Here is a 24360-nt window from a genome sequence, read left to right on the forward strand (position 1 = left end):
AAAAAAGCTGACATAATATGTATCACCATAATACTACTCGCATGAATGTGACATTTAATATAATAAGTGGATAGAGCACATCAGAATACAGAACTTCAGTCACAGACTAGCTGCCTCCCACCTCCACCTTACAACTACAAGTTAGCCTCTTATTTAACCAGACTAGGTGTAATTAGCGCACACACATTTATCTTGATAATTCTAATTTAAATTAACTTTTTATAGATAGTTCTTCCAGCCCTAATCAAGATATCTAGAGCCCCTTGCAATGTAGTTCTGATATATCCTCCTAGAATATCTTTAGCATTAACCATTTTAGATTCACGCCCGACTGAATATGGGTAGTAATCAATCCATTTAATATTTTTGAGAATGCGCCCGCGAATTTTATTTGAGACGTTGCGTCCGTGAACAACTTGAAGCCATGCAAATTTCAGATCCAACTGGACTATCGGACGAGTAGACGCTATATCCACGTGTTTAAGTTCCCACACACCATGAAAATCGCTAACGCTTTCCATTCTAGATATAAACGCATTGCTTCTATCTAAATGCGAATACGCTACACCTGAGGCATAGGTCATACCCTTTGGGAAATTTAAATACACATCATGGCCACAGGCTCGGGACGCTAGCTGCAAAGTTTTAATAAAATCAATATGAATTGCATCGTCGTTGTCCAATCGTGTACTAAGAACAAAGCGATGTTCAGGAAGTATTTGACTTGCAATAGCAGACTTAACCGCCTCAGAATTCCACTCTCCCACGTACGTGGGCACAATCTGATCGCAGTTTTCTACATACTGTATTACTTTCTGTTTAAAATAGTCTGGCGTATCTAAATCGAAAAAAATTAGCCACTTAAAGCTTTTATCGCTTTGTTTCTTTACGCTTGGTAGGCAATACTTTTCAAACAGGTCGAACCTGGTTTTTAGCCATGTAGGATCTTGTCTTATCTGCGCCTCTTTGCCGCCACTTCTAACGTTAAATCTTGTCAAAATCAGATGGCAAATCTGCCCTTTACTCGCCGTTTCCATTCCTGCAGCACCTCGGTTGAGTCTACGTTTAAGCTTTTTAAATTTTAGACTTCAACATTGTCCTTAGCTCAGCTTGCCAGTTGCTAGCCTCGTAAATTCTGATCCCCGCCAACTTACTGTTCTTAGGCCGCTTAACCGGCGTAGGATAAGCCTCAGACCCAACCGGATTCACCTTCGGCTTCTTCTCAAGAACGCCGGCAGCGTGGGCCTGCTCGAAAATCTCCACCGCAAACTCATACCAGGTCACCCCGGGGTCGGATGGCAGGTGAAACAGGCCCCAGTCGTCAATCGTGAGCTCGTCAGGGCGCTTCACGATCTTCTCGGCCATGCCAAGCAGCGTGTCGGCGATGCTGGTCGCAGGCGTGGGCGCACCATACTGATCGTTCACCACATTCAGCTCGTCACGCTCGGCACCCAGGCGCAGCATCGTCTTCACGAAATTGTGACCATACTGGCCAAAAACCCAGCTCACCCGAAGGACGACGGACTGCTCGCAGTGGCCCGCAACGGCGAGCTCGCCAGCGTATTTGCTCTCGCCATACACGCTCACTGGGTTAGGCATATCGCTTTCGATGTAGTCGCCGTCCTTGTCGCCGTCGAACACATAGTCTGTGGAGATATGCAGCAGCGGAATATTACGTTCGGCGGCGACGCGAGCGAGGTTCGAGGCACCATCTCGGTTGATGGCGAAGGCCAGGTCACGCTCGGACTCGGCCTTGTCGACCGCGGTGTAGGCGGCTGCGTTGATAATGACCCTTGGCTGGCAAGCCTCGGCCTGGCGGCGGATCGCCTCCAGATCGGTGATGTCCATGTCCTGGGCGTCGAAGCCCACAACGTCGAGCCCGAAGTTTGTAGCCCGCTCCGTGATTTCACGACCTACCTGCCCCATGGCACCGGCTAGAAGAATGGTCACGACTGTCGGCCCTCGGCGTACTCGATCAGCGTCGGCAACTTCAGGTCCTTGCCTGAGAGCCTGCGCTCGCCAATTTCTGGCCAGTCTATGCTTAGGGTCTCATCGTTCCAGATGATGCCGCCTTCGTCGGTGGGGTCGTAGTAGTCGGTGCACTTGTATTTGAAGTCGGCGGTGTCGCTGACCACGCAGAAGCCATGGGCGTAGCCTGGTGGCACCCAGAGCTGACGGTGGTCCTTGTCGTCGAGCATGACGCCGACATACTGGCCGAAGGTTTCCGAGTCGGGATCGATATCCGCCGCAACGTCGAAGACCTGACCGCGGGAACAGCTGACGAGCTTGCCCTGTGGCTTGCTGATCTGGAAATGCAGACCACGCAGCACACCGCGCTGCGAACGGGAAAAATTGTCCTGCACGAAACTGAGATCGGTGCCGAGCATGTCCGAGTAGCGTTCCTGCTGATAGGTTTCCACGAAGAAGCCACGCTCATCACCAAACACTTTGGGTTCGATGATGAGTACGCCGGGCAGGCGGGTATCCAGTACTTTCATAAACAGTCCGTGATCAAATTGGAGAAGGCGTTCCGTGGCCGGCCTTGCGGTTGGCAGAGCGAACGAGTCGCTCGAGATACTGTCCGTAGCCAGTCTTCTTCTGCGCTTCGGCCAGCACACTCAACTGTTCGACATTAATCCAGCCATTGTGGAAGGCAATCTCTTCCAGACAGGCGATCTTCAGACCCTGCCGATGCTCGATCGTCTGCACAAACTGGCTGGCTTCCAGCAAACTGTCGTGGGTGCCTGTGTCGAGCCAGGCGAAGCCACGGCCAAGTTTCTCGACCGACAGCCGACCTTTCTGCAGATAGGCATTGTTGACTGAAGTGATTTCCAGCTCACCGCGCTCTGAGGGCTTCACGTTTTTCGCGATTTCAACGACCGAGTTGTCGTAGAAGTACAACCCGGTGACCGCGTAATCCGACTTTGGTTCAACTGGCTTTTCCTCAATGCTGAGGGCCTTGCCATTTTCATCGAATTCTACAACACCGAAGCGCTCAGGGTCCTTGACCCAGTAGCCGAATACAGTAGCGCACTCGCCTTTGTCGGCGTTTTCCACAGCGCGTTGCAGCTTGCGGGAGAAATGCTCGCCGTAATAGATGTTGTCGCCGAGTACCAGGCAGACGCTGTCGTCACCTATAAAGTCTTCACCGAGAATGAAAGCCTGAGCCAGACCGTCTGGCGAGGGCTGCTCGGTGTAGGAGAACTCGACACCGATGTCGGAGCCATCACCCAGCAGGCGCTTGAAGAATGGCAGGTCGGTCGGGGTGGAAATGATGAGTATTTCCCTGATGCCTGCCAGCATGAGTACGGAAATGGGATAATACACCATTGGCTTGTCATAGATTGGCAACAACTGCTTGGATACGCCTTTGGTGATGGGATGCAGACGCGTGCCCGAACCACCGGCTAACACAATACCTTTCATATTTTTTCCCTAAAGCTTGAGACCGATGCGCTCGCCAGCGTATTTGGCGGCACGAATGGGTGACCACCACCAGCGGTTGTCGAGATACCACTGCACGGTCTTGCGCAGACCTGAGTCGAATGTTTCCGCCGGATGCCAGCCGAGCTCACGATCGATCTTGCTCGCATCGATGGCGTAACGGGCGTCGTGACCCGGACGGTCGGTGACGTAGGTGATCAGCGCTTCGTAACTGCTCTTGCCTGCTTCAGCCAAGGCCGGGTTATCGGCCGCTGGTGACAGCTCTTCGAGCAGTGAACAGATGCGTTTCACGACATCGATGTTCTTCTGTTCGTTATGCCCGCCAATATTGTAGGTTTCGCCGGTCTTGCCTTCGCTCAATACGGTAGCGAGCGCGCGGGCATGATCCTCGACGTAGAGCCAGTCACGAATCTGCTCACCCTTGCCATAGACCGGCAGCGGCTGCCCGTGCAGGGCATTGAGAATCGTGAGCGGAATCAGTTTTTCGGGAAAATGGTAGGGGCCGTAGTTGTTCGAGCAGTTGGTGATGACGACTGGCAAACCGTAGGTGCGCTGCCAGGCCCTGACCAGATGATCGGAGCTCGCCTTGGACGCCGAATAGGGTGAGCTTGGCTCGTAGGGCGTTGTTTCAGTGAATAGATCATCTGTGCCCTCCAGATCGCCGTACACCTCATCGGTAGAGACATGATGAAAACGGAAACTGGCGCGCTGCTGTTCGCCCATGGTCATCCAATAGGCACGAGCGGCTTCGAGTAACACGAAGGTGCCAACGATATTGGTCTGTATGAACTCGGCCGCGCCGTCGATGGAGCGATCGACGTGAGACTCGGCAGCGAGATGCATGATGGCATCGGGCTCTTCGGCGGCGAGCACAGCGGTGACGGCGGCCTGGTCGCAGATGTCGATCTGGTGGAAACTGTATCGGTCGCTATCGCTGACTGACTTGATGGATTCGAGGTTGGCAGCGTATGTCAGCTTGTCTATATTGACTATGCTGTGCGCAGTGTTCTCGATATAGTGACGGACGACTGCGGAACCGATGAATCCAGCGCCCCCTGTTACCAGGATTTTCATTCGACTGCTCCCTGACGCTAAGCTGCAGGACTCATTCCTGCGCCACAACTAAAAAGACCGCTCATTATCCCAGCTGATGCTTAAACCGCAAGCCCTTTTGGCCCTGTTCGCCGAGCTCAAACCGCGCCACTGGCTGCTGTTTTTTCTCATCGTGCTCATGTTGATACCTGGTATCAGGTTGTCTGCGCACGATCCTGAAATCTTCAAGGCCGCATGGAACTCGGGGCACTTCTTCTGGCCGCTCATGATCATTCCGGCTTTTATCGGCTCACTGCGGACACGAATTCTCTCGCTGCCCAGGCGGCTGCTCCTGTGCGCGGCAGTCGTCATGACGCTTGCAGTAGCCATCGAGCTGGCTCAGCTGGGCCTTGGTCGCTCGGCCACACTCGATGACATTCTACTGACGCTATACGGCGTCATCGCTGGCAGTTTCGTCGTCCTGATCGTGCGAGCACACAATCGTGTGCAGCAGGGCCTACTGGTGTTGGCCTTGCTAGGGGTTCTGCTGACCGGCCTCAAGCCTCTCCTGACGGAAACCTGGATTTTCGTACGCAGCTGGCAGCAGTTCCCACTCATAGACGACTTCGACGACTGGACGACGCTGACGCGCTGGCGCGGCAGCAATCTCCGCCTGACAGACGAGCTGCTTCTCGACGACGAGGCCGACTACGACATTCCGGCATGGGCTGATCAGAAGGGCTGGCTACAGCTGCCCCTGAAATCCAGCCCGCAGGGCAAGGGCTGGCGCAATGCCATCATGTTGACCATGCCGGCCGACTGGAGTGACTACCAGACGCTGACGATAAGACTTCACCTGTCGGCACCTGCGCAGATCGGTGTGCGTCTGGACGACCTCTGGTATATCCGAGAGGGCGGCGAGGCTTACATCAATCGCATGAATAAATCCTACGAGCTACCGGCAGGCTTTCACGAACTGGTGCTGCCTGAGCAGCTCTGGACGCAGACCCCATCGAGACGCAAGCTCGACAAGACTGAAATAGAGCGCTTCATTCTCTATGCCCGCGCAGTGAGCACGGAAATCACAGTCTCTGTGGCGGAAATATACCTTCGATAGTCGGAAGATCCTGAAGCTGGGAACCACATCAAATCAAAAGTCGTATGGATTCTTTGTAATAGTCTGTAAGATTAGCCGATAAGCTGCACAAAAATGCCTGCAGTTGGCGCCCGGAATGATGTCAGGAGCTAAGGATGAATACTCAAGCCCCCCTTTTTGCTAAAGGACTAGCGCTCGGCGCTGGACTGTTTTTCGCTGCAGAAGCCTCTGCGCTCCAGATGAATTTTGATTTTGCGGCCTCGGGCAAAGCCCAGCACACCGCTGGCGAAACCTTTGGCAAGGGCTATGCGAGCTATGCTGCCGAAGCACCTGAACTTCTGCCACAGGCAGACGCCAGCGGCCTCAGCCTCAATTTGTTCGACGAACTCATGTTGCTCTATAAGCTGACCTCTGCGCCTGGCGCCGGTAGCGTGTCGATTGGTGGTGCTGCTCTCGGTGGCGCTGCGATTCAGGCTGGCTCGTGGAACGCTGCCACATGGGGTGCCGGTGCCAGTGCCTATGGCCGCAGCTTTGGTCTGGGCTCGGGTTTTCGTAGCAGCGGCCTCGCGGGCTGGTTACCCGGCGGCCTGACGACGGCCGTGCTCGCCAGCAATGGCGCAGTATCCTCCGTGCTCGACAACCTGCCTGGTACTGTTGGCAACGCGCCAGTCATCGATATCACTGACGGCAACCAGACTGGCAGCGATGGCGACGATGTCACTGCTGTGCCACTTCCAGCCGCAGCCTGGCTGATGCTCAGTGGCCTGGCCGCCTACGGCTGGTCATTCCGGCAGCGCCGCACTAGCTGAAGCGCGTCTAGAAAGCCCTCGGGGCCTCCAACGAAAACACTGACGCTGTCGACTATACTGGGTCGACAGTCCACGTGAACGGTGCAGGCCTCTGAAAACTCAGGTTGTTCCTAACGCCGCATCCAACGGCGACCCCAACGACGAAGCGTCGCGTCAAAAAATCCGCATTGCACGATTCCGGCTCAGCGTGGCCATGTATGTCTGGTTCCTGATCCCACTTGGACTCGCCACCTGGTCTGGAAATTCGCCTGTACACGTCGCCGTCATCTGGATGCTGATCGGATTTGGCGGCAACGCTGTGTTCTATGCGATGCTCAGCCTTGGTTACAACAAACGCTTCACTGACCACAGTCTGACTATTCCACAGATGTGGCTCGCCATCATTGTCACCTTTTACGCACAGATTTATGCGGGTCCACTACGAGGCGGATACCTGCTGGCATTGATCCTCATGTTCATATTTGGCTGCTTCAAGTTGCGGACGAAGCAAATGCTCTGGGTTTCCCTATCGTCGAGTTTCATCTACGCGGCCACGATTCCCCTCGCTGCCATCGTCGAAGGGCCTGCGTTCAACTGGGTGCAGTCGCTCATCCTCTGGTTCATCTATACCACGATCATGCCAATGGTTTCCGTGGTGGCGGGTGTCGTCAGCCGCATGCGGCACGACCTGGCGGCTAACCGGAGTCAGCTGCAGGCAGCCCTGGAGGAAGTGACCCATCTGGCTAGCCATGACGAGCTCACAGGGCTGTCCAACCGTCGGTGGATGATGGAGACCCTCGAACGCGAGCGTGCGCTGGCCCAACGCCGCGATTCAGGATTCTGCCTGTGCATCGTCGATCTCGACCATTTCAAGCAGGTGAACGATGTGCATGGCCACGCGGCCGGCGACGCGGTACTACAGGCTTTTGCGCGAATCAGCCTGAAGAAGCTGCGGGGCACAGACATCATGGCCAGGCATGGCGGCGAGGAATTTCTGCTCTTCATTCCCAGTGACACAGTGGCCGCGGCAGAGCACTGCGTCCAGCGAATCCGGGAAACCCTGGCACACACGGTGTTCGACGGCCTGCCCGAAGACTTCAGGATCACCATGTCCGGCGGACTCACCCACCATCAGCCTGGCGAGCCCATCGCCTCAACGCTGGAGCGTGCGGACGCCGCCCTTTACCAGGCCAAGGCTTCCGGTAGAAACAGAATTGAAACAGCCTGATGCTGCCATCCTATTTCTCTTCCAGTCGCTTGAACGCGTCGGTCCAGGGTAAGCGGCGACCTGCAGTTTTCATCAACTGATAAGCGGAAACCGCCTGCTGCTTGTCGATTAAATTAAAATTTACCATCTGTTCGACGAGCCAGATTGTCCCTTTTACCTCCACACCCTCAGTAAAAGCGGCCGTTCTAAGTGCTGCGTCGCCAGTCAACAAAGGACAAGCCTCTTGCATTGCCAAGGCCAGCGCGAAGCAGTCATTCCTACTCGGACGCCGATAGCGATTAATGAGTTCAGAAGCTTGCATCATCGTGACTGAGCTGAGCTCGCCTATTTCAAGACCAAGAGAAAGCAGGTGGCCATGACTTTCAGCCACTTCTTCATAGAAGAGAATATCCGGGATACGAAAGCGGTAGGGAAGCTCGAAAACCAAATGTTGAAGACGGCCTTCTTCGACATCGATCAGAATATTCGTGTCACTGATGAGCAGCTGAATGGGAGGACTCCATCTTGCGAATCTGATGGAAGCTCATCAGCGGTAGCTTCAGCAGCTCGGCAGCTTTCGCCTCCCCAATGATGTCCTCTCCAAGTGCACGATATACCAGCTGCTGAAACAGCAAGGTCTGCTCCTGTGGCAAAGCGGGACCTGGCTCTTGTTTGCGCCATCCGCGTTGCGAAAACACGATGTACATCTTCTGGCAAGTCGACCGATCAATAATCCCGAGGTCGGCTGCGCGATATAAACAGGCAGCCATACTGACGCCGAATTCCTGTTTCAGCAAAGCGAGCTCACGCGGCTCAAGGCTAGAGCGTTTCTCGCCCAAGTGCTGGCGAACACTCGCGGCCGGGAGCAATAAAGCAGAAGCGAAGCGGTTACAGGCCTTTTCTTCATCTATTTCGGACGCCAAACGGTCGCTTAATAGCAGATGACCAAGCTCATGCGCCAGCGTAAAGCGCTGCCGATCCCCCGGCCAGGTGGAAGAAACAACTACTACCGGCTGCCCCGCGACGCTTGCCTGGAGACCATCGAATTTGGCGCCACTATCCACATCTGTAACGATAACCAGAATTCCATGGGTTTCCAGCACGTCAATAAGATCGGAAAGGGGCAGCTTTCCCAAGCCCCACGACTCTCGAATCCGATCTGCGACCTCCTCTGCTTCCTCGAGTGTTTCAACAGATGTTGTAAGGCCATCGACCCCCTTAAAAGGTTTGATAGGAAAGTTTGGCCAGAGGTTAGCAAGTTCCTGCCATCGTTCAGCTTGATCCAGGACATCTGCTTCAACTTTTTTTAGCAAGGATCGCGAGGCACTCGCGCGCTTGCGGTACTCTACTTCGAGGAGTTGAACATGCTCTTGTCGGAAGAAATATTCGCTCTTGACGCCGAGGGCTGAACTCAGCTTGATGAGGACACCCGAACTAGGCATGCTCAGGTTGTGTTCATACTTTTTTATCATGTTGGCGCTGACGCCCGCTAGATCGCCCAACGAACTCATGGAAAGTCCGCTAGCGGCCCGGGCCCGCTTGAGTCGCTCTCCTATCATCTCAACCTCTCAGATCTCTCCGGTTTATAACATGCCATAATTATAGCACAAACATAAACCGGAAAGACTCAGCCAGACCGAAGACTAGTACGCGTTCTTCGCGATGAAACCGTGGACCAAGGTCTTGAGGATGATCTGAACGTCCCACCAGATGGTCCAGTGGTTCAGGTACTGCAGGTCGTATTCGATGCGCTTCTGCATTTTGTCCAGGGTATCAGTTTCGCCCCGCCAGCCGTTGACCTGTGCCCAACCAGTGATGCCAGGCTTGATCTTGTGGCGCAGCATGTAGCGCGGAATGAGCGCACGATATGATTCGTTGTGAGCAACGGCATGCGGTCTTGGTCCCACGATCGACATTGAACCACCCAGTACATTAAATAATTGCGGCAGTTCATCGAGTGAGGTTCTGCGCAAGATGCGCCCAAGCGCTGTAACGCGTTCGTCATGCCGACTGGCCTGCTGCACGATATCGCCATCTTCGCAGACTTTCATGGTCCTGAACTTGCGGACCTTGATCAGCTCACCGTCGAGGCCATAGCGCGTCTGTTTGAAGATGACCGGCCCACGCGATGTGAGCTTGACCAACAGCGCGATGAGCAGCATCGGAATAGCGGCTACGGCCAGCATCAACGAGCCGAGCACGATATCCTCGATACGCTTGACCACCCCATCGACGCCCCCATGCGGTTCGCCGATAAGCCCGACGGCTGGGATGCCGTTGAGGTTGATACTTTTGGCGTGCAGCAGCTGAAAAACGAAGAGATCCGGCACCACATATACAGTCGCGGTGGAATTTTCGAGCCGCTGCAGCAGTGTCTTGATTCGCTCTTCGGCCCGCATTGGCAGGGCGATGAAAATCGTATCCACGAGACGCTGTTCAGCCATCGCAACGACATCTTCAAACGAGCCACTGAGATCCTTGGCGTGCTGGTGAAAGGCCGTATTCGTTGGCCATTCGCCATCTTCAGCGGTTCTTCCGTCGGCCCTGTCGTCGAAAAAGCCGAGATTGCGGTAACCAAACCATGTTGCAGACTGTATGTTGCTGGCAACCTGCGAAGCCAGCGAGCCGCTGCCGACCACGGCGACGGTTCGGGTATTGAAACCGCGTGTTCGCAGTTGACGAAGTCCGGTACGCACCACCGCCCGCCAGCCGAGCATGAGGAACAAGGTGAGACAGAACCAGCGAGCGCTCGACGGCCAGGTCAGGATGCTGGCAGTTTCATCAAACATATGGCCAGCGGTGAAAATGATGCTGAAACCAAGCGTCCAGCAGGCCAGTATTCGCCGTGCTTCAGCCCATAATGACTCTGAGCGCCATGACCGATAGATATCGGTGAATTCAGCAAGGATCTGGTGAAACAGTCCACCGATCAGACCGACGATGATGAATTCGCTGCTGACATGTCCTTCAAGCAAATAGCCGCTGAATAGCGCTGCGGCAAAAATGATCGCTGAGTCCAGCGATCTCGATAATAAGGCGAATCCGGACGAGTAGGGCTTTATCAAGCCTCCTGTGTACTGTTTCGCGAGTTCCATATCTCCCTGCACCTGTTTCGATATCAACGCGTCGGTAATCCGACGTCTTTTCAGTCCTTCTGGACCTTTGTGTTCAAAGCTTTGCCAATGCGTCCCGTGCTTCCTGACGACCAACGAAATCAACTTCTGAGGCTGCAGCCATCTGCAGTAATTCACGCGCACGGCTGAAGCGATTCTGTGCCACCAGTACCATGCCAAGGTGATAATTCACCTCAGGGTGATCACCAAAGGCTTCGGCGGCCTGCTCCAGCAGGTACTTCGCATCAGAGAGTTTGTTCTGCTTGTAATAGATCCAGCCGAGCGTGTCCTGAAAATGTGGAATCTTCGAGGTCCTGAAACGCTCTGCCAGTTTGGCTGCGCGCTCAAGATCGCCCGGTTGCTCGCTCGCCGAGAGAATGGATGCCAGGTTATTGGCCACTACATCCATCTCGGGATTCGTCTCCAGCAGGCCGCTGTAGACTTCAGCAGCTTCCTCAGGCCGGCGCTGGGATTCCAGCAACTGACCCAGCGCAAGCGTCAACGCCAGCTTGTCGTCCACCTTGGGCATACCCGAGCGGGCCAGGGTTTCGGCATCCTTGTAACGCTGCAACCGCACGAGCAGATTGACACCTTCGAGATAGCCTTCGGCCTTTTCAGGCGCCACTTCGCGAGCCTTTGCGTAGCTCTGCAAGGCAGCATCCGCCTCACCATAGTGTGCAAAAAGCGAGCCCTGAAGTATGTAGGCATAGATATTCTTCGGATCTGTTTTCAGAACATCCTTGAGGAAGGCTTCTGCGTCCGCCCGCTTGTCAGCTTTCACGTAGGCACCGACGAGCGCTGCCATCGGTCTGATGCCCTGTGGTGCAGCAGCCTGTGCCTGCTTGAAGCTGTTGATGCCGGCGTCGAACTGCGCCTGTTGCATGAGTGCCGTGCCCCGAATCTGTTCAACGGTAGCATCGCCTTCACCAAGCTGGTGCAGCCTCTCGGCCAGACGCTGGGCTTCAGTCCACTGACCGGTCGAGAGCTTGATCTGCGCCGCCAGCTGCAGCAATTTGACCGAAGTGGCGTTGTCACCAACATAAGGCGTGACCAGCGTATCGGCCTGTTGATAGTCCTTTTGCGACATGAGGAAAGAGGCGTACTCCCCCACGAGATCAGCCTGGCTCTCGGCATTGGTGCCAGCTTTCCCGGCATCAACTGCTTCGCCGTAGTAGTCAGCGGCCAGCGCCGTGTCACCTTGCTGTCTGTGTGCCTTTGCCAGCAGCAGCAGAATTTCGCTTGATCCTGGATCGATACGCTGGGCAGCCCGAAGCTCCCGAATCGCGCTTTCTGCGTCGCCTTCGATGAGCAGATTGCGAGCGCGGTGGGTCAAGGCCGCGGCATTCTTCGGATCCGCTACCAGCACTTCTTCAACGAGTTTCTTTGCCGTCTCCACGTCCTTGCCCATATAGGCCAGTGAGACCAGCTGGTTCTTCGCTTGCAGTCCGATGGCGCTGTCGCCTTCTTCTTTCGCCAGGTCAGCCATCAGCTTCTCGGCCAGCTCCGGTTGCCCATTTCGGATATGCAGATCGGCCAGCGCAAAGATCAGTGTGTGGCGGTCCTCGACCTTCAGCAGGTAGCCTTCCATTACCTTCGCCGCTGCCGCAGCAGACTCGACACCAAGTACGAACTCCACATAGGCCAATACTGACACGGGAGTCAGTTCTCGGTCGGCATGCGCCTTCAGTGCGGTAGCGGCTTCATCCTTGCGGCCAGCGATCATGAACTGTCGCGCCAGCGTTTTCACCAGTTCGGTATTGTCGGGATAGTAGTCCACGAGCTGCTGGAACACGCCGATCGCCGCGGTATAGTCTTCGAGCTCATTCAGGGCCTGAACCTTCATCAGCTGCATGCTCATCGACTTCGGCGTCTGCTTCACACCACGGTCGAGCAGCGCCAACGCTGCCTTCGCATCGCCTTCTGCCATCTTGCGTGTCGCCATCAACAGCAAGGCATCGCTGTTATCAGGGTCAAGCTGAACGGCCTTGTCGAGTGCCGCCTGGCCGCCGGCTTCATCCCCGACCTGGAACAGTGCTCCGGCCCTCATGACGAAGGTGTCCGGATCTTCCGGCAGGGCCTTGGCAAGTATTGCTGTCTGCTTCAGGGCTTCGTCGAGCTGTCCGGCTGCGAGCAGCAGGCGAGCATAGCGGGCGCGAGCCTCAGTATTGTCAGGATCCTCCGCAACCACCCGCTTCAAGATGCGGTAGAGCTCCGGCCACTTGGCTTCGGCTTCATACACCTTGGCGATACCGAACAGGGCATCGGTATTGCCCTTGTCGTATTCCAGCGCGTTGCGAAACTCGACATTGGCCGCAGAGAGATCACCACTGGCCAGATGCGACTCGCCCTTCTCATAGAACGCCCTGGACTTCTCTTCTGGCGAACTACAGGCGACGAGACTTGTGTAGACGCAAGCGAACAGGGTGGATCTGAGCAATACTCTGGAATTCATGACTGACCACATACTAACGACCAACTCGGTGATACATACAACGACAGCGATTATAGAGTGTCGCGTTACAAAAAATTGCAATTGGCTCACAGCCTGAGTATTCAGGCGTGCTGATCACCCAGGCATAAAGCGCGGCAGCGAAGGGATAAGCTCTTTCACAAAGCCACGAAGCGCTTCTTCCGCGGTGTCCTCCCCAGCCTTGCGCTCTGCCTCCGGCACAGTTTCGTCAGGTAGCGGCACGATGATTCGCACCAGGCCGCCATCAGTCCGGCCTTCGGTAAGCGACTGCCATAACAGTGAAGCGCGCGCGACGAATTCGTCGGCATAGTTCACGCCCTGTTGGTGAATCCAGTAGTACACCAGCATGCGACGGCCATCGCGGCTGATGATGACGCGATTGGCGTTGCCCTGCCCGCCAAGCGCCTCGAGCGCCACAGTGCCGCCATCACGCTGCTCCCAGCCGCCGCCTGGCAGGCAGGCCCGCGGCGAATGCAGCACACTGCCTTCCTTCTGCGCTTCGTAGTAGACGAGATAGAGGCTGATCGGCACCGCCGAGGCCAGCAAGGTGTGTTCGGCGGCGCCGGCTTCGCCCAGGCTCTGACGGGCCATCCGCTTGTAGTCACCGATGAAGTAATCGTCCGGGCGCAGCACGCTGAGCACATCAGAGGAGAGCCGATCTGGAAAGACCTCACGATCATCGATCACGAACGGCAGCTGCGAAAAACGCTCGCGTTCAGGAATGGTGTCGGTGGCTAAGAAGCTGTAGAGATGTGCCACGACCCCAGCGGCCACGATGACGGCAGTGGTCAGCATCAGGCGCGCCACGGGGCTGCGCGTGGGCTGCACCGGACCGAGCTGTTGCGGCGTGACGATTTCCAGGCGCTGCGTAAAGCTCTGACCGTTCGAGAACAGCCGGGTGAGCACCCAGATCTCGAGCATGAGCAGAGCGAAGGCCAGCATGAACACAATCCAGCCCTCAAAGCTGTGCAGAAAGCCTTCGGCCGCCTGAGAACCCCAGTATCGGATAATGAGACCAGTCACCGCGATACGCAGACTGTTCATGCCAATGGTGATGGGCACCGTGGACAGTACGATCAGCACCTTCTGCCACACAGGCCCACGATAGAAATAGGCAACGATGAGACCGATGCTGACGAGCGGATACATGTAGCGCAGCCCGCTACAGGCTTCCTCGACCAGCATGCTGAAACTGCCCATGTGCAGCACGTTACCGTCTTGCATGACCGGCAAGCCGAATAATCGAATGAAGGATACGCCAATGTCGGAGCTGATCAGCTGCATCCGGGCAGTCAGTAGCGTGCTCAAGAGGTAAGGGAGCGGAATCACGAACAGAATCAGCAGCAGCGGATACCAGGCCTGGCTGAGCAGACGCCAGCCACCAGCGGCCATGGGTAATGCCGCCAGCGAAATCAGTAGCCCGTAGTAGGCAGCGACGTCCACATCGGCCATCACCCCGAGCAGATGCAGCAGGCTACCTGCCAGCGCAAGTGGCAGACCGAGCCAGGACGGCTGGATGGTCTGTCCGGACAGCTTTTCGCGATTCAGCCAATAGATGTACAGCGCAATGATCGGCACGATGAGACCGTGGCCATATTCTTCCGAATCCATCCAGACCTGCAGCAGATTCAACAGTGACGCGGCGAAAGCGCCCAGCACAAGCACCATGCACAGGGCCAGCATTCGGTCGACGGAAAAACCTGAAGCGGTTGGCGCCGAAGCACTGCTCAGGTCGGCTGAAGAGGTCTGGTCTGTCACGGATGTCCCGCCTTTGTCTGAGCGACCAGCTGTTGCATGGTCGTGAGCAATTGAACCGACGCATAAGGTGAGGCGTCACTGCGAATGTTGGAAACGTCGGAATTCAGGGCGGTAGTCAGCGCTGTTTTCAAAGCGGAGATATCGTTTACCACTGTAATGTTTTCGCGGTCGCTAAATTTTCTGGCGCTGCCCAGTTGGTGGTCCGAGCGGTGCTCGCCAAGGCTGGCAAGTCGCGGCAGCAGTACCAAACGCTTGCCCAGTTCCAGCGCTGAAATAATGGTACCCATCCCGACATGGCTCACCACGACCCGCGCCTGAGAAAAGCGCTGGCTGTATTCGCGAGGCTTGAGACTACGAACGAAGGACATATGCTTCGGCTGGTAGACCGTGTCACCAATCTGCGCGAACACACTCTGTTCCGGATGCTCTGCTGCCCATTCATCGACAGCTTTTATCAGACGCTCGAAAGGGAGCTGCGAGCCCACGGTGACAAACACTTCGTCGCCCTTCACAGGACGGCTCCACTAAAAACAGGTTTGCCTGGCGCCACGCTATCTACGAGATGCGGCCACTGAGTGAGATGAACATCAGCGAAACGAGCTGCCTGGCGACCACTGACCGACAATTCATCCACGTTTGCGATGCTATCCACCCACACTGTCTTCACTGGGCGACCGCCAAATAACCGGGACAGCGGGCGCAGCAGCACACGGGCGAAAAACAGGGCGAAGAATCCTGGCGCCGCGCCTGTCGTGACCACAAGCTGTGGGCGTACCACGAGCAATACACGAAGTACTGACAGCGCTTGCAGAATGAGCTGAGTCTTGCCGGCAAGGGAACCCTCTGGAACGCTGTAAAATGGCCGGTCTCCTATAGTCTCCTCGTAACTGGAATCAGTGCAGGCGAAGTAGAGTCGCTCATTTTCGAAGGCGGGTTGAAGCCGTAGCATCTGCTTCCAGTGACCACCGGATGAGGCAATCATAAGCACCCGCAACGGACGCTCGGAAGCCTGTTGCCGCGAACTATCGTCTCGTTCCCAATAAGAGAACTCGCCCATTGCCACTCTGGCTCGGGCACGATGCAGCGTTAGCTTCTGCACAATCACGTAAAGCAGCACAGCAGGCAGCAGGTATGCGCGCGCGCGCAGAAGAGACACCAGTGCGCCGCCAGTATTTTCGCCACCTATCAGGGAGCCCGGATAACGACATTCAAGCTCCAGATTCCCGGTTCTGACCCGTGTCTTGATCTTTATGAGGCTCGATAGTTTAGTTGGAGCCTGAACGGTGAAGCACGAACCCCTGATCGTGAGGCGCTCGTGTGGTTCAAATCGGGACCTGACGAAACCATCGTCAGAGATGATGCTGGGGAAGCGGTCAAAGCGCTCGCGGCCTGCCTGGCTCAGAATATAGACACCAGACCCGACCATTCTCCCATCGGTGAAATAAGGCAGCCTGAGCCACACCGCATAGAAAGCGCGCACGCCAAGCGAAGAGCGCCTGGTGTCGACCCGCATCTCCGGGGCCACACATTTCAGCCTTTCATCAGCCTCAAGCGCACTCGCTGCAAATCTGAGATCGCTAATAGTCGTCACGATATCAGCGTCCAGATAAACACGGGGAAAGTGCTCAGCATGTTCGTCGCCCAAATTCAGCGAGAATGATTTTGAAGCGGTACTGGTTTCGATCACGAGGAGCTGGTGGAAACGGCTCTCAAAGCTTCGGGCGATGGCTGCCGTGTCATCGGTGCATCCGTTACACACCACAACGACCTGAAGCGAAGCATCGTCCATCGCCGCATTGACCTGACAGCCTTCAAGAAGCGATGAAAGACAACGACTTATGACCGCCGCTTCATTATGCGCCGGAATGATAATAGAAAGACGTTCAGGTGCAGACATGTTTTCCTGGACAGCTCTACCAGTACTATTCTGCAGCGTCATAAGACAACTGACTCCCCTGATTGAACGACGACTGACGAATATGAAGGCGGATGTGGCCTGAGGTTACAGTGTGTCGTCTGGTGACAACCCCACGGGGCGCATAATATCAATTGCGGCAGTGAATGGGTATGCAGACAGGTCTCATATGGGCCAAATGGATGATAAGAATTTGCAGGATGAGAGATGACGCAAATAAACTTAACGAAACTTAACACTATAGTTACATACGTACTGAATTCAGTCCCTCGCTATGCTAGCGTTCCGAGATGGTGAGTAAATCCGCTCGCGCGGGCGCTTGCCGTCGTTTCATGGCGTTAACCGCTGGACAGCGCGCAGCGTCGAGGAGACGGGCTATAAACCTCAATTAAAAGGGAATAATCATGCATAGTTTTGCAAAAGTCGCACTTGCTGCGTCTATTGGCATTGCAAGCGCGCAAGCGTCTGCGGTGTCTGTCGACACAGATGTCTCATCGCTTGATATCTTCTACTCAGGCCAGTACATCATCACCGGTGATAACAACATTCCAGGCTCATTCGACGTCAACATTCTGTCTGACATCATCGAGTCCACCTGGGAGTTCAGCTGGAACCCTGGCACCGGCGCAAATGCCCAGGCCGTTCAGTACACGCTCCAGCAGGGCGGATCGACAGTTGCTGAGTCATTGTTCTCCGACACTGGCCGGGCGGCATTTTCGACTGGCAACCTGAGCGAGGGTAACTACCTCATGCTCATGACCGTGGTCGACGGCACCAACGCGACTTACGGCTTCTCCGGCGATATCAATGTCACGACACTCGCTGGCGACGTTAACCCTGTGCCACTGCCCGCAGCAGCCTGGCTCTTCCTCTCAGGCATCGCCGGCTACGCTGGTGTCTCCCTGAAGAAGAAGAAGAAAAAAGCCGCCTGATTCTCAATCTGAGTAATCTGGTAACAAAATGAAAGGGCTTCGGCCCTTTTTTTCTGTATACTCGCCTCCGATTCAAGGCTGAGCCAGAGGCTCGTCGAAATGTATCTCTGAGGCTGTTTGATTTGTACGACCTTGATGAGGAATCCCGTAGCGGACCGTCCAATTTTGTGCCTGCCTTCAGACGCCACCGAATCGCTCTGGCGCTGGGCATACTCGTCCTCCTGGCTCTGGCCAGTATCATCACGATCGCCTTGCCACCTGTATACCGCTCCACCGGCACCGTGCTCGTCGAAACTCAGCAGATTCCCACTGATCTGGTAAAGTCCACGATCACCAGTCTCGCCAGCGAACGCATCGACGTGATCAAGCAACGCGTGATGACGCGCGAGAAGCTGCTCGACATCATCGATCGTTACGCCTACTTCGATAAGTCAGGCACCCCCGCTGAACTCAATGAGCTGCTCGACGACGTGCGTGAAAATATCACCATCACCGTCATCGAGTCGCAGACCGGTAGCCGACGCGCCAATGAAACGGCGATCGCATTTTCCGTCGCCTTCGATTCGAAGAATCCAGCCATCGCCCAGAGTGTCGCCAACGACCTCGTCACGCTGTTCCTGAGCGAGAACGTGAAGGCTCGAACCGAACGCGCTTCCGAAACCACCGAGTTTCTGGAAGGCGAGGCGCAGAAGGTGAAACGGCAGCTTGATGCGACGGAGCTGGCAGTGGCCGAGTTCAAGCTCGAAAACAAGGATACGCTGCCCGAGCACCTCGACCTGTATGTGGATATGCTGGACCAGTCGCGCCGCAAGGCCGATGCCATCGACCGCAGTATTACTTCCGCCGTAAGTCAGGGCGAATTGCTGACGACCCAGCTGACCCTGTTGCGCAGCCAGCTGGCTGGCGGAAGCTCGGTAGCCCAGAACAATCTCGACGAACTTCGCAACGACTACCGACGACTGTCGCTGAAGTATAAGGAGCAGCATCCGGATCTGATCGAACTACGCTCTCAGATTGAGTCTCTCGAATCGCAGGCGCCGAGCGATGAACAGCGCAGACTATCGCCCGAAGAGCTGACGATCAGAGGACAACTCGCGGAAATCGATGCGCAGGTAAAGGCGCTGCGACGAGATAAGATTGCCGAAGATGATAAGATTGCCGACCTGGAAGAGCGTATCATCGCCATTCCTCAGGTCGAGCGGGGCTTGGCGGCCTTGAATCGCGATTACGTCGCCAAGGTTGAGCAGTACAACCTGATTCGCGGCAAGACCATGGAAGCCGGCATGTCGGAAAGCCTGGAACAGGGTCGCAAGGCTGAACGTTTCTCGATTCTTGAGCCACCGCTGCTGCCTACTTCAGCGGAAAAGCCCAACCGGCCCAAAGTCTTCGCCATGGGCAGTGTACTGGCCTTCGGTCTGCCCATCGGCATCGTTCTGCTCATTGGCTTCCGTGATCGCAGCATTCGTGGCTCTGAAGCCATCAAGGAGATCACCAAGGCCAAACCTCTCATCGAAATCCCCTACATCAGGACAGAGGCCGAGCTCAGTGCAGGCCGACGAGCCATTGGGTACAGTCTGATGGCTACTGCCGCACTGGTGGGCGTTACCCTGCTCGCGGTGCACCTGCTGTACATGCCAATCGATCTTCTGCTCCTGAAAGTCGCCAGCCGGTTCTGAGTTATGGAAAAATTCGACAACATCATCGCGCGTTTGCGTGAACAGCAGAACGCGCCCAAACGCCAGCAAGTGCCGGCAAACACTGACGAACGCTACGAGCCGGGCGTCATCGAATACACGCGCACCCGCTGTGTCGACCTCGATGAGTCGACGCTTGGGAAAAACCGTCTGGTCGCTCACAACAAGAGCGATCCAATGTCATCGCCCTATCACATCCTTCGCGCCAAAGTGCTCCAGCAGATGCGCAGGAACAAGTGGACGACCTTAGGCATTACCGCGCCTACCCCGGAGGCTGGCAAGTCCCTGACTGCCTGCAACCTCGCGGTAAGCATCGCCATGCAGTCGAGCCAGACTGTACTGCTGGTGGATATGGACCTGCGAAAACCGACAGTAGCAAAATACTTCGGGCTCGCCCCTGAGGTTGGCATCCACGACTACATTAGTGGCAATGCCGAAATAGAAGATATTCTGATTCACCCGAATCTGGAGCGCCTGGTACTCTTGCCTGGCACCAAACCCATTCTCAATTCGTCTGAAGAGATTTCGAGTGCGCGGGTTGCCGATCTGGTGCAGGAACTGAAATATCGCTATCAGGCCCGCTATGTGATCTTTGATCTACCGCCTATCCTGGTTTCGGATGATGTGCTGGTTTTCCTGCCCTATATCGACTGTTCACTCATGGTGATCGAGGACGGCCGGAACACTCGGGAAGAAATAGAGGATGCCATCGAGTGCATCGGTAGCAATCCTCTGCTCGGCACCGTACTCAACAAGTGCGAGCAGACCCGTAACACCTACGGTTATTATTACGGCCAGAAAGAGTCGTAATCCGGGGCTTCGCTAGCCGTTCATGATCTTCCGCCGCCAGCCCTTGACCCCTCGCCGGATAGCTTCGAGCGCTGTCCTGAAAGCCTCTATCTCTTCGGTATAGGGGTCTTCAATTTCCACGTCATCCAATTCACCCAGGCGGAAGGTCTTGTCTGCCGCCTCAGGATAGTTCTTTTCGATATAGAACTGCTGTTCCGTATCCATGACGAATATCACATCTGCCCAGGCGACATCTTCATCGCTGATCTGGCGTGAAACATGACTGTCGATGTCGAGACCAAGCTCCCGGCACAGCGTGACCGAGTGCGGATCAGCAGAGTTACCCACCAACGCCGCGATACCAGAGGATCGAACTTCAAACTTCACTTCCGCATCGCTCGTTTTTTCGAACAGCGCAGCCGCCATGGGACTTCTGCAGATGTTGCCGACGCACACGACCAACAGCTTGATGACTAGCGTGTTTTGCATGACTGGTAAACCCGAGAGTGATGCCGCCTATGACTACGCGACGTAAGAACAAGAATAGCCGAGCCGACCAGGCTGGCAAGACGGTTTAGGGTACCGTTCCCCGACTATGGCCGCAATCCGCCCTTTCCTCTATCACCCGAGCCTTCTGTATCATGTACCGAACAGTTTTTGCCCCGAGCATTTCCGATGTCGACGAAGCTGCCTGGCAGGCTATCGTCGGAAATGATTACCCCTTTGTGCGTCATGCCTTCCTGAAGGCCCTCGAAGACACCGGCGCCGTCGGCGATGACAGCGGGTGGTTGGCGCAGCACATTCTCGTCTACCACGGCGACAAGCTCGTCGCAGTCGCCCCCTCGTATCTCAAGACGCACAGCTACGGCGAGTATGTCTTCGATTGGGCCTGGGCGGATGCCTTCCATCGCTACGGCCGTGAATACTATCCCAAACTGATTACTGCCATTCCGTTTACCCCAATCACTGGGCCTCGCATCTGTATTGCGGAGGGCGAGCACGAAGCCGACATTCACAGCTCGATCATTCAGGCAGTGAGAGCGGCTACGGCCGCGCACGAGTTTTCATCGTGGCACTTGCTGTTCCCTACGAAGGCCGTCTCTGATGCCCTGAAGGACGAAGCCATGCAGCGAAGTGCGGTGCATTTTCAATGGCGCAACGAGGGCTACACCAGCTTCGAGGATTTTCTCGCCGAGTTCAGTTCTCGCAAGCGCAAGAATCTGCGGAAGGAGCGGGAGAAGGTTCGTGCCGCGGACATCGAATTCGAGGTCCTCAGTGGACACGAGATCAGCGAGGCCATGTGGGACGACTACTACCTGTTCTACCAGATCACCTACGCGCGGCGTAGCGGTCACGGTGGCTATCTCGATCGGGCTTTTTTCAGCGCCCTCTCGGCCATCATGCCGGAACACCTGGTGCTGGTGATGGCGAAACGTCACGGCGACTATATAGCGGGGGCGCTGAACTTCAGAGGCAAGGATACGCTGTACGGGCGCTACTGGGGGTGCAAGGCCGATTTCGACTTCCTGCACTTCGAAACCTGCTACTACCAGGGTATTGCTTATTGTATCCGGGAAGGTCTGCAGCGCTTTGACCCTGGCGTACAGGGCGAGCACAAATTACAGCGCGGCTTTCGCCCAACCTATACCTTCTCAAACCACATCATTGCAGAGCCCGCCTTCGAAGCAGCGATCGCAGATTTTCTCGAGCGTGAAAAGCCGCAGGTCGAGGCCTATTTTGAGGAAGCCTGCAGCTATCTGCCGTTCAGGGCGCCGGAGCCGGCGCCACGCGCGCCTGATTGACGATAAAGGATGTCATGAGCTCCGCCGATTTTTCGGGACGCTCGAGCATCGGCATATGGCCAGCATCCTCGAAAATGAACTTTCGCGCGTTCGGTATCAGCAGCGTGAAGGCCTCCGCATTGCCCTGAGCGATCACACGGTCCAGTGCGCCCCACAACACCAGCGTAGGTGACCTGATGTTCCTGATGATATCCCTGAACTCATAGTTCGGCTCTTCCGGCGTCAGGTCGGCATAAATCTTTTCCAGCACTTCCTGCTGAGCCGCCGCGCGCTCGGCCATGACGGATTTCAGTGGCCAGGGTATGAATGGCGGATCGGCCATGGCATAGCCGATCAGTTCGTCGAACTCCTCCGGTGAACCAATGATCAGCGCATTGTTGCCTTCGCCGAGCCCTTTGATGAAATCACTTTCGACTTCGTAGATGCCAGCAGGATTGAACAGAGTGAGCGTCTCGACCTGATCCGGATACTGCGCAGCATATAGCGAGGCAATGGCGCCGCCCATTGAATTGCCAGCGAGGTGGAAGTTGGTCAGACCGAGGCTGCGCAGGAAATTTCGCAGCCGGGTGACCTGCTGCGGCAGGTCGTAGCTCAGCGCCAGGTCCTTGCTGGATTCCCCATGACCGGGGAGATCCGGAATGATGAGCGTATACTGCTGCCCAAGCTCTGCTGCCAGGCGCACCCAGTTGTCTTTATCGCCGCCAAAGCCATGCAGGAGCACGAGCACCTCGCGCGGGGTAGTGTCCTTGAGTGCTTCGTTCTCACGGTCGAGCGCCGCCGACTGCTCATCGACATCGATCGAACGCCGAGGCGGGTTGAAGCGCTCCGATCTGAGGAAGGTGATGTTTAGCCCGGCAACATTGATCTCGTCGACTACCAGCTGCCCCAGACCTCGCTCGTAATCGAGCACATAGTCGAACAGGTCGTTCTTCGTCTCGTCACAGCCGGCCATGAACAGCGACAGGAATATCAACAGCGCGGCAAGCGGCTGGCGGCAGGGACGGCAACGGGATGAAACGGTGGTAGCGAACAACGTGACCTCGGTTCTGGTGAAGCAAATCCTGCTTTCGCCTGCCCAGTCACCGCATATCAGGCGACCAGGTTGCGAAAGCCCTTTTTGAGAAACTCCATCTGATCCGCCAATACCCGGCGATTGGACAGATACAGATACTCATGTCGGTTCGGGCGGTAAGGGACTGCGAGCAGCTCGAGACTGCACTCCTCCAGCATCTTGTTGCCCTTGTAGTTGTTGCAGCGCTTGCAGGCCGCTACAACATTCGTCCAGATATCGCGACCGCCTCTGCTGATGGGAATGATATGATCCCGACTCAGGAGATGCTGGGGAAAGGCGTCGCCGCAGTACATGCAACGATAGCCATCGCGAGCGAACAGATGTTTATTGTGCAGTGATGGTGTAGTCGGCATGACCTTGGGATTGCTGCGGCCAACCAGAATCTGCGGAATCTCGAGGACTGACTGAACGCCGATACGGTTGATACCGCCATGCAGGGTAGAGCAGATATCCCCAAAGCTGTAGAGTACCCTGTCAGTCGTGATCTCGTTGACTGCCGCGTACACGTCTATCCAGCATTGAGGCATGCCTGAAGGGGTGATCTTCAGTACCAATGGTAACATCGGCGACATACGCAGCTACTCCATCGAAGTTTTGCCAGGAAACACTAACTTAGATCACACTAAAAAGAAATCATGTTAAGACAATATTACCGTCTGCCAAAAAGGCCAGTTTATTTTATGATTCCTGCCATGTTTCGCACATTTATGCTCTCCACGCTGCTTTTGCTCGCGAGTTGCGCCTCGCTCAGCCCTTACTCCATCGGCGAAGCCGAACTCAAGGGCTACCTGCTCGAGACGCTGCAGGAGTTCGACCGCCAGCAATTGAAATCCGGCTCTCCACTTGGGCTCAGGATCGACGATGCCGATGTCGATATCGGGCCTGATGGCCGGGAGGTGATTCGGCTGAAGCTTGGTGGCACGGCATCGGTGAATGCGCTGCTGGCCAGCATACCGGCGGATTTTTCGCTGGATATCGAAGGCACGCCTGTATTCGATAACGAAGAAAAGGCGGTGTACGTCCGTCGCTTTGCACTGAACGACGCAAACCTCCAGCTGCCCTTCATCAAGCAGGATCTCAAACCAGTCACCCGGCAGATCATGGCTGTGGTGACACAGTACCTGGAGCAGGTGCCGGTGTATCGGCTTGAGGCGGACTCGATGGCCAGCCGGATCAGCAGCCTCAAGGCCATGCAGATCAAGGTTCTCGAGGGTAAGCTGACCCTCGTGCCAGAATCGGACTAGCGCG

23 protein-coding genes are annotated in these 24360 nt (G+C 55.8%); 8 read left to right on the forward strand and 15 right to left on the reverse strand.

Annotation, left to right across the window (positions count from 1 at the left end; genetic code table 11):
- Positions 1-206: 206 nt before the first annotated feature.
- Genes ABD735_RS09710 through rfbB form a run of 5 tightly spaced genes read right to left on the reverse strand, consistent with a single transcriptional unit; the run spans position 207 to position 4518 of the window.
- Complete coding sequence (locus ABD735_RS09710) at positions 207-1037, reverse strand: glycosyltransferase (RefSeq protein ID WP_344805782.1); 831 nt, start codon at positions 1035-1037, stop codon at positions 207-209.
- A gap of 37 nt (positions 1038-1074) precedes the next feature.
- The gene (rfbD, locus tag ABD735_RS09715) at positions 1075-1950 is read right to left on the reverse strand and encodes a dTDP-4-dehydrorhamnose reductase (RefSeq protein WP_344805784.1); all 876 of its coding nucleotides are present in this window, start codon (positions 1948-1950) and stop codon (positions 1075-1077) included.
- Entirely contained in the window at positions 1947-2498 is a 552-nt protein-coding gene (gene rfbC, locus ABD735_RS09720) for a dTDP-4-dehydrorhamnose 3,5-epimerase (protein WP_344805786.1), read from the reverse strand. Before rfbC ends, rfbD begins: the two co-directional genes overlap by 4 nt.
- 13 nt (positions 2499-2511) lie before the next feature.
- Positions 2512-3426, reverse strand: coding sequence for a glucose-1-phosphate thymidylyltransferase RfbA (gene rfbA / locus ABD735_RS09725; protein ID WP_344805788.1), 915 nt, complete (start codon positions 3424-3426; stop codon positions 2512-2514).
- Positions 3427-3435: 9 nt separating this feature from the next.
- A complete protein-coding gene (gene rfbB / locus ABD735_RS09730; protein ID WP_344805790.1) occupies positions 3436-4518 on the reverse strand; it encodes a dTDP-glucose 4,6-dehydratase in 1083 nt (360 codons plus the stop codon).
- Positions 4519-4615: 97 nt separating this feature from the next.
- Between rfbB and ABD735_RS09735 the strand changes: the two genes are divergently transcribed.
- The 3 genes from ABD735_RS09735 (at position 4616) to ABD735_RS09745 (ending at position 7588) form a co-directional block, all read left to right on the forward strand.
- Positions 4616-5593: a VanZ family protein gene (locus ABD735_RS09735; protein WP_344805792.1), complete on the forward strand. Its 978-nt coding sequence runs from the start codon at positions 4616-4618 to the stop codon at positions 5591-5593.
- Positions 5594-5727: 134 nt separating this feature from the next.
- Positions 5728-6381, forward strand: coding sequence for a hypothetical protein (locus ABD735_RS09740; protein ID WP_344805794.1), 654 nt, complete (start codon positions 5728-5730; stop codon positions 6379-6381).
- Positions 6382-6574: 193 nt separating this feature from the next.
- Entirely contained in the window at positions 6575-7588 is a 1014-nt protein-coding gene (locus ABD735_RS09745) for a GGDEF domain-containing protein (RefSeq protein ID WP_344806349.1), read from the forward strand.
- Positions 7589-7598: 10 nt separating this feature from the next.
- On the opposite strand, the gene ABD735_RS09750 is transcribed toward ABD735_RS09745, so the two are convergent.
- The 7 genes from ABD735_RS09750 to ABD735_RS09780 all read right to left on the reverse strand — a co-directional run bounded on the left by ABD735_RS09750 (position 7599) and on the right by ABD735_RS09780 (position 16805).
- On the reverse strand, positions 7599-8015 hold the full coding sequence (locus ABD735_RS09750) for a PIN domain-containing protein (RefSeq protein WP_344805796.1): 417 nt from the start codon (positions 8013-8015) through the stop codon (positions 7599-7601).
- A 43-nt stretch (positions 8016-8058) separates the two neighbouring features.
- On the reverse strand, positions 8059-9126 hold the full coding sequence (locus ABD735_RS09755) for a helix-turn-helix domain-containing protein (protein ID WP_344805798.1): 1068 nt from the start codon (positions 9124-9126) through the stop codon (positions 8059-8061).
- Positions 9127-9210: 84 nt separating this feature from the next.
- Positions 9211-10662 carry an undecaprenyl-phosphate glucose phosphotransferase gene (locus ABD735_RS09760; RefSeq protein ID WP_344805800.1) on the reverse strand — a complete coding sequence of 484 codons (1452 nt, stop codon included), beginning with the start codon at positions 10660-10662 and terminating at the stop codon, positions 9211-9213.
- Positions 10663-10735: 73 nt separating this feature from the next.
- Positions 10736-13132 carry a tetratricopeptide repeat protein gene (locus tag ABD735_RS09765; protein ID WP_344805802.1) on the reverse strand — a complete coding sequence of 799 codons (2397 nt, stop codon included), beginning with the start codon at positions 13130-13132 and terminating at the stop codon, positions 10736-10738.
- A gap of 114 nt (positions 13133-13246) precedes the next feature.
- On the reverse strand, positions 13247-14908 hold the full coding sequence (gene xrtD, locus ABD735_RS09770) for a VPLPA-CTERM-specific exosortase XrtD (protein ID WP_344805804.1): 1662 nt from the start codon (positions 14906-14908) through the stop codon (positions 13247-13249).
- Positions 14905-15420: a glycosyltransferase gene (locus tag ABD735_RS09775; RefSeq protein ID WP_344805806.1), complete on the reverse strand. Its 516-nt coding sequence runs from the start codon at positions 15418-15420 to the stop codon at positions 14905-14907. Before ABD735_RS09775 ends, xrtD begins: the two co-directional genes overlap by 4 nt.
- Complete coding sequence (locus ABD735_RS09780; RefSeq protein WP_344805808.1) at positions 15417-16805, reverse strand: glycosyltransferase; 1389 nt, start codon at positions 16803-16805, stop codon at positions 15417-15419. Before ABD735_RS09780 ends, ABD735_RS09775 begins: the two co-directional genes overlap by 4 nt.
- 422 nt (positions 16806-17227) lie before the next feature.
- Between ABD735_RS09780 and ABD735_RS09785 the strand changes: the two genes are divergently transcribed.
- The 3 genes from ABD735_RS09785 (at position 17228) to ABD735_RS09795 (ending at position 20259) form a co-directional block, all read left to right on the forward strand.
- Complete coding sequence (locus ABD735_RS09785; RefSeq protein ID WP_344805810.1) at positions 17228-17755, forward strand: VPLPA-CTERM sorting domain-containing protein; 528 nt, start codon at positions 17228-17230, stop codon at positions 17753-17755.
- A gap of 122 nt (positions 17756-17877) precedes the next feature.
- On the forward strand, positions 17878-19431 hold the full coding sequence (locus tag ABD735_RS09790; RefSeq protein ID WP_344805813.1) for a GumC family protein: 1554 nt from the start codon (positions 17878-17880) through the stop codon (positions 19429-19431).
- 3 nt (positions 19432-19434) lie between these two features.
- On the forward strand, positions 19435-20259 hold the full coding sequence (locus tag ABD735_RS09795) for a CpsD/CapB family tyrosine-protein kinase (protein WP_344805815.1): 825 nt from the start codon (positions 19435-19437) through the stop codon (positions 20257-20259).
- 12 nt (positions 20260-20271) lie between these two features.
- On the opposite strand, the gene ABD735_RS09800 is transcribed toward ABD735_RS09795, so the two are convergent.
- On the reverse strand, positions 20272-20727 hold the full coding sequence (locus ABD735_RS09800) for a low molecular weight protein-tyrosine-phosphatase (protein ID WP_344805817.1): 456 nt from the start codon (positions 20725-20727) through the stop codon (positions 20272-20274).
- Positions 20728-20879: 152 nt separating this feature from the next.
- Here ABD735_RS09800 and ABD735_RS09805 point away from each other — a divergent pair, with 152 nt between their 5' ends.
- Positions 20880-22040 carry a GNAT family N-acetyltransferase gene (locus ABD735_RS09805; RefSeq protein WP_344805819.1) on the forward strand — a complete coding sequence of 387 codons (1161 nt, stop codon included), beginning with the start codon at positions 20880-20882 and terminating at the stop codon, positions 22038-22040.
- Here ABD735_RS09805 and ABD735_RS09810 read toward each other — a convergent pair.
- Together ABD735_RS09810 and ABD735_RS09815 are read right to left on the reverse strand one after the other, a co-directional pair.
- Positions 22003-23073: an alpha/beta fold hydrolase gene (locus tag ABD735_RS09810; RefSeq protein ID WP_344805821.1), complete on the reverse strand. Its 1071-nt coding sequence runs from the start codon at positions 23071-23073 to the stop codon at positions 22003-22005. The genes ABD735_RS09805 and ABD735_RS09810 overlap by 38 nt on opposite strands.
- A gap of 56 nt (positions 23074-23129) precedes the next feature.
- Complete coding sequence (locus tag ABD735_RS09815) at positions 23130-23684, reverse strand: HNH endonuclease (protein WP_344805823.1); 555 nt, start codon at positions 23682-23684, stop codon at positions 23130-23132.
- Between the two features lie 120 nt (positions 23685-23804).
- On the opposite strand from ABD735_RS09815, the gene ABD735_RS09820 reads away from it, so the two are divergent.
- Complete coding sequence (locus ABD735_RS09820) at positions 23805-24356, forward strand: YceB family lipoprotein (protein ID WP_344805825.1); 552 nt, start codon at positions 23805-23807, stop codon at positions 24354-24356.
- The last annotated feature ends 4 nt before the right edge of the window (positions 24357-24360 follow it).

It is taken from the genome of Allohahella marinimesophila, assembly GCF_039538005.1.
Classification (GTDB): domain Bacteria; phylum Pseudomonadota; class Gammaproteobacteria; order Pseudomonadales; family Oleiphilaceae; genus Allohahella; species Allohahella marinimesophila.

What these genes read in the sequence shown, in the direction of transcription:
- rfbB (WP_344805790.1), bottom strand. Translation starts at nt 4,518, where the DNA reads ATGAAAATCCTGGTAACAGGGGGCGCTGGATTCATCGGTTCCGCAGTC.
- ABD735_RS09780 (WP_344805808.1), bottom strand. Translation starts at nt 16,805, where the DNA reads ATGTCTGCACCTGAACGTCTTTCTATTATCATTCCGGCGCATAATGAA.
- ABD735_RS09805 (WP_344805819.1), top strand. Translation starts at nt 20,880, where the DNA reads ATGTACCGAACAGTTTTTGCCCCGAGCATTTCCGATGTCGACGAAGCT.
- ABD735_RS09745 (WP_344806349.1), top strand. Translation starts at nt 6,575, where the DNA reads ATGTATGTCTGGTTCCTGATCCCACTTGGACTCGCCACCTGGTCTGGA.
- ABD735_RS09710 (WP_344805782.1), bottom strand. Translation starts at nt 1,037, where the DNA reads ATGGAAACGGCGAGTAAAGGGCAGATTTGCCATCTGATTTTGACAAGA.
- ABD735_RS09785 (WP_344805810.1), top strand. Translation starts at nt 17,228, where the DNA reads ATGCATAGTTTTGCAAAAGTCGCACTTGCTGCGTCTATTGGCATTGCA.
- ABD735_RS09755 (WP_344805798.1), bottom strand. Translation starts at nt 9,126, where the DNA reads ATGATAGGAGAGCGACTCAAGCGGGCCCGGGCCGCTAGCGGACTTTCC.
- rfbC (WP_344805786.1), bottom strand. Translation starts at nt 2,498, where the DNA reads ATGAAAGTACTGGATACCCGCCTGCCCGGCGTACTCATCATCGAACCC.
- ABD735_RS09800 (WP_344805817.1), bottom strand. Translation starts at nt 20,727, where the DNA reads ATGCAAAACACGCTAGTCATCAAGCTGTTGGTCGTGTGCGTCGGCAAC.
- ABD735_RS09820 (WP_344805825.1), top strand. Translation starts at nt 23,805, where the DNA reads ATGTTTCGCACATTTATGCTCTCCACGCTGCTTTTGCTCGCGAGTTGC.
- ABD735_RS09740 (WP_344805794.1), top strand. Translation starts at nt 5,728, where the DNA reads ATGAATACTCAAGCCCCCCTTTTTGCTAAAGGACTAGCGCTCGGCGCT.
- ABD735_RS09760 (WP_344805800.1), bottom strand. Translation starts at nt 10,662, where the DNA reads ATGGAACTCGCGAAACAGTACACAGGAGGCTTGATAAAGCCCTACTCG.
- rfbA (WP_344805788.1), bottom strand. Translation starts at nt 3,426, where the DNA reads ATGAAAGGTATTGTGTTAGCCGGTGGTTCGGGCACGCGTCTGCATCCC.
- ABD735_RS09765 (WP_344805802.1), bottom strand. Translation starts at nt 13,132, where the DNA reads ATGAATTCCAGAGTATTGCTCAGATCCACCCTGTTCGCTTGCGTCTAC.
- ABD735_RS09815 (WP_344805823.1), bottom strand. Translation starts at nt 23,684, where the DNA reads ATGTCGCCGATGTTACCATTGGTACTGAAGATCACCCCTTCAGGCATG.
- ABD735_RS09795 (WP_344805815.1), top strand. Translation starts at nt 19,435, where the DNA reads ATGGAAAAATTCGACAACATCATCGCGCGTTTGCGTGAACAGCAGAAC.